General features: G+C 66.6%; 1 protein-coding gene. It reads left to right on the top strand.

Annotation, left to right across the window (positions count from 1 at the left end):
• Nucleotides 1-314 (top strand): DedA family protein (locus tag SB717_RS34720; protein WP_410907412.1); only part of this gene is annotated, 314 nt, incomplete at both ends.

Below are 314 nucleotides of genomic sequence, written 5' to 3' on the forward strand. Positions count from 1 at the left end.
GTGGGTGATCATCCTGGCCGTTGTGGTCGCGGCAGCGCTAGGAGATCAGGTCGGTTACGCGATCGGCCGGCGCTCGGGACCTGCCGTGTTCGAACGGCGGGACTCCGGCTTCTTCAGTCGAGCAAGTGTCGAGCGTACGGCGCAGTTCTTCGACCGGTTCGGCGGCTCGGCAGTCATGGTCGCACGCTTCGTCGCCGTGGTGCGCACGATCGCACCGGTGGCGGCAGGGGTGGGCCGGATGCGCTGGTCGGTATTCACGATCTTCAACATCGTTGGGGCTGCCGTCTGGGCCAGTGCAGTCATCCTCGGCGGGT

The organism is Priestia sp. SIMBA_032 (assembly GCF_046535215.1).
Classification (GTDB): domain Bacteria; phylum Bacillota; class Bacilli; order Bacillales; family Bacillaceae_H; genus Priestia; species Priestia aryabhattai.